At 39.1% G+C, this 3,140-nt stretch carries 2 protein-coding genes and 4 tRNA genes; 1 reads left to right on the top strand and 5 read right to left on the bottom strand.

Translation table 11 applies throughout. The features are described 5' to 3' along the window. Positions 1-108: 108 nt before the first annotated feature. The 4 genes from CEX73_RS00800 to CEX73_RS00785 form a co-directional block, all read right to left on the bottom strand. Positions 109-180, bottom strand: a tRNA-Gln gene (locus tag CEX73_RS00800). A 13-nt stretch (positions 181-193) separates the two neighbouring features. Continuing rightward, positions 194-267 (bottom strand) — tRNA-Met (locus CEX73_RS00795). 26 nt (positions 268-293) lie between these two features. Further along, positions 294-364: transfer RNA gene (locus CEX73_RS00790), tRNA-Gln, on the bottom strand. Positions 365-396: 32 nt separating this feature from the next. Then, positions 397-478 (bottom strand) — tRNA-Leu (locus CEX73_RS00785). 258 nt (positions 479-736) lie between these two features. Here CEX73_RS00785 and glnS point away from each other — a divergent pair. Then, a complete protein-coding gene (gene glnS / locus CEX73_RS00780; protein ID WP_101626724.1) occupies positions 737-2,410 on the top strand; it encodes a glutamine--tRNA ligase in 1,674 nt (557 codons plus the stop codon). 26 nt (positions 2,411-2,436) lie between these two features. Here the strand turns inward: glnS and fldA are convergent, their stop codons facing one another. Further along, positions 2,437-2,952 carry a flavodoxin FldA gene (fldA, locus tag CEX73_RS00775; protein ID WP_101626723.1) on the bottom strand — a complete coding sequence of 172 codons (516 nt, stop codon included), beginning with the start codon at positions 2,950-2,952 and terminating at the stop codon, positions 2,437-2,439. Positions 2,953-3,140 lie beyond the last annotated feature (188 nt).

The raw sequence follows: 3,140 nt of genomic DNA, 5'->3' as shown, positions 1-3,140 counted from the left end.
AGTAATAGGTAAGAGGTAGGAAAAAAAGTAGAGTCGATAAGAGATAAGATAATAAATAGTAGAGTAGTAAGTTAGGTAGAGTGTAAAAGAAATAGAACAGCAAAATTGCTGGGGTACCAGGATTCGAACCTGGGAATGCCGGAACCAGAATCCGGTGCCTTACCGCTTGGCTATACCCCAAAAAAAAAGGGGGTGGCTACGACGGGACTTGAACCTGTGACCCCAGCATTATGAGTGCTGTGCTCTAACCAGCTGAGCTACGTAGCCTAAACTGTAGCTGTTAGTATTTTAGGCTGGGATACCAGGATTTGAACCTGGGGTGGCGGGATCAAAACCCGCTGCCTTACCACTTGGCTATATCCCAAATGTGAATAATTATTGTTATGGTATGGGAAATACGGGAGGCGAGACTTGAACTCGCAAACCTTACGGCGCCAGAACCTAAATCTGGTGCGTTTACCAATTTCGCCACTCCCGTATACTGTTAATCTTCTACATTAAAGATTAAAGGGCGCATTATGCTGATTTGCTAAACTTCAGTCAATATTTTTTTATTAAGAGTCATTACCATATTATGACTAGCCTAATTCAGTATACTCAAATAGTTATAATTGCCACCTGTAACATGACTAGATTTATGTTACTTGTCAATTGATAAATATATGAACGTTATAGACGTGTTCTGTTAAAACAGAACATCAAATCAATCTTGTGCTTTTGCATGAGGAATATCAATATGAATAAAGCTCAATCCTATCTAAATAACTTTATAATTCAGATTATTAACAAAGATTTAGCGTCAGGTAAGTATACCTCGGTGCATACTCGTTTTCCTCCTGAGCCTAATGGCTACTTACATATAGGACATGCTAAATCTATTTGCCTAAACTTTGGTATTGCCCAAAATTATCAAGGGCAGTGTTATTTGCGATTCGATGATACTAATCCGGTCAAAGAACATATCGAATTCATCGAATCTATCAAGAACGACATACTGTGGCTAGGATTTAAATGGAGTGGTAAAATTCACTATTCCTCAGACTATTTTGATCAGTTATACAACTATGCGCGAGAACTAATTTCTAAAGGCTTAGCCTATGTTGACCATCTATCTTCAGATCAAATACGCGAATATCGCGGTACGCTGACTCAACTGGGAAAAAATAGCCCCTACCGTGATCGCAGTGTTGACGAAAACCTGGCGCTGTTCGCACAAATGCGCCGTGGAGAATTGATCGAAGGTAGTGCCTGCTTACGCGCTAAGATTGATATGGCATCCCCGTTTATAGTGATGCGAGATCCAGTACTTTATCGTATCAAATTTCAGAATCATCACAGGACGGGAACGAAGTGGTGTATTTATCCTATGTACGATTTTAGCCATTGTATTTGCGATGCTCTGGAAGGTATTACGCATTCTTTATGTACCCTTGAATTTCAAGATAACCGCCGTCTTTATGACTGGGTCCTGAATAATATTAGTATCGATGCACACCCGCACCAGTATGAGTTTTCTCGACTTAATATCGAACACACAATAATGTCTAAGCGTAAATTGCATTTGCTTGTGAGCGATAATATCGTTGAAGGCTGGGACGATCCGCGTATGCCCACTATTGCAGGACTGCGACGTAGAGGCTATACTGCAGCCTCAATTCGAGAATTTTGTCGCCGTATTGGTGTCACGAAACAGGAGAATCATGTCGAAAGCGCTGCGCTGGAAGCCTGCATTCGCGAAGAGTTAAATGAAAGCGCGCCGCGCATCATGGCTGTTATCAATCCGGTAAAAGTTATTATTGATAATTTTCCCGTCGGTTATGAAGAACAAATAACTATGCCTAACCATCCTAATAAACCAGAGATGGGTATACGCCAGGTGACTTTAAGCCGCGAAATATATATTGATAGTGCCGATTTTCGTGAAACTAATTATCCGAAACAATATAAACGCCTGGTACTAGGTAAAGAAGTGCGTCTCCGTCATGCGTATGTGATTAAAGCTGAGCGTGTAGAAAAAAATCAGCAAGGCGATATTGTAATTATTTATTGTCGTTATCATCCACATACTTTAAATCAAACTACGGCTGATAGTAGCAAAGTAAAAGGTGTAATTCACTGGGTTTCAGCTACTAACTGCGTTGTAGCATCGTTCCGGCTATACGATAAATTATTCAACCTACCTAATCCAGCTGCAGCAAAAGATTTTAGAATGATCCTAAATGATAAATCGTTAGTTATTCGCCAAGGAGTAGTCGAAGCTAGCGTACTAGCCGCTAAGGCCGGCGAATACTATCAATTTGAACGCGAAGGGTATTTCTGCACTGATAGCTATCAATTTAGCAAATCGCGACTAGTATTTAACCGTATTGTGGGACTACGCGATACTTGGTCAGCTAAAGTGAGAACCTGAGCTGAGGTATTAGTAAGTAAATCAAGTTAGTCGAAATGCCACTCGCGCCGTACTTGCTTAACCCAACTAACCACTCTATTAGTAGTTAATTCTGGTTGACGGTCTTCATCGATAGCTAAACCAATAAAATGATCGTCATCAGCTAGCCCTTTCGAAGCTTGAAAATCATAGCTAGCGGTAGACCAACGCCCTACCAGGGTAGCACCATGCGGTTCTATAATATCACGTAGAGTGCCTAACGCGTCACAAAAGTACTCTGCATAATCTTCTTGATCACCACAGCCGAATAAAGCTACTGATTTGCCGGAGAAATTAATTTTTTTCATAGTAGGTAAGAAGTCATCCCAATCACACTGGGCTTCTCCGTAATACCAAGTTGATATACCAAGCAACAACAGCTCATACTGCTCTAAATCTTCTTTATTGCTTCTGGCAATGTCAAAAAGATCAGCAATATGTGTACCAAACTGCTTCTGAATTATCTTAGCAACATTTTCTGTGTTACCAGTGTCACTACCAAAAAAAATGCCTACTCGTGCCATGAATATAATAATCTCTTACAATTTATATATTTTGCTATTAATTAATAATACGATTTTATTATCTAACATAATAAAATCGTATTATTAATTAATAGCAAAATATATAATAATCTCTTACAATTTATATATTTTGCTATTAATTAATAGCAAAATATATAAATTGTAAGAGATTATTATATTCATGGCAC

Origin of the sequence: Candidatus Palibaumannia cicadellinicola, assembly GCF_002855795.1 — a bacterium.
Taxonomy (GTDB): domain Bacteria; phylum Pseudomonadota; class Gammaproteobacteria; order Enterobacterales; family Enterobacteriaceae; genus Baumannia; species Baumannia cicadellinicola_C.
The sequence above is the reverse complement of the archived record's forward strand: the minus strand, read 5'-3'. Positions and strand labels throughout refer to the sequence as shown.